This window comes from Paraclostridium tenue (assembly GCF_039521565.1).
Taxonomy (GTDB): Bacteria; Bacillota; Clostridia; order Peptostreptococcales; family Peptostreptococcaceae; genus Paraclostridium; species Paraclostridium tenue.
This window is the reverse complement of record NZ_BAAACP010000064.1, coordinates 1-618: the sequence shown is the minus strand read 5'-3', so window position 1 is coordinate 618 and position 618 is coordinate 1. Positions and strand designations below refer to the sequence as shown.

Sequence of the window (618 nt, the reverse complement as noted above, 5' to 3'; positions counted from 1 at the left end):
ACCTGGTTGATAGGTCAAAGGTGGAAGTGCAGTAATGTATGTAGCTTATTGATACTAATAGATCGAGGACTTGACCAAGATTATTTAATCTTACAAATGATATGCAGTTTTCAAAGTATTAATTAAAATATTATTTTAGAAAAGTATTGACATATATTTATTAAAGTGATATTATAATACTTGTTCAAAAATGAATAAACATTTAATCTAGTTATTATAGCAAAGAGGATACACCTGTTCCCATTCCGAACACAGAAGTTAAGCTCTTTAGGTGATGTGCCGAAGTGGCGGAACTGGCAGACGCACAGGACTTAAAATCCTGCGGGACTTACCTCTCGTACCGGTTCGATTCCGGTCTTCGGCACCATTTATAAAGTGGACCTTTAGCTCAGTTGGTTAGAGCGCCCGGCTCATAACCGGTAGGTCCGGGGTTCGAGTCCCTGAAGGTCCACCACTTTAAGAACTTTGAAAATTAAACAGTAGGTTAATTATATAAGATAATTCTTTATAGAATTAAATAACAAACAACCAAGCCAGATATTCAGATAATGATAGCTGAGCGATGGACAACTTTTATTTGAGAGTTTGATCCTGGCTCAGGATGAACGCTGGCGGCGT

At 37.7% G+C, this 618-nt stretch carries 1 tRNA gene and 2 rRNA genes; all 3 read left to right on the top strand.

The features are described from left to right. Nucleotides 1–78 (top strand): 23S ribosomal RNA (locus ABFX13_RS14720); the annotation flags it as partial. A 128-nt stretch (nt 79–206) separates the two neighbouring features. Further along, a 5S ribosomal RNA gene (gene rrf / locus ABFX13_RS14715) occupies nt 207–299 on the top strand. A gap of 78 nt (nt 300–377) precedes the next feature. Next, nucleotides 378–454: transfer RNA gene (locus ABFX13_RS14710), tRNA-Ile, on the top strand. Nucleotides 455–618: the final 164 nt, after the last annotated feature.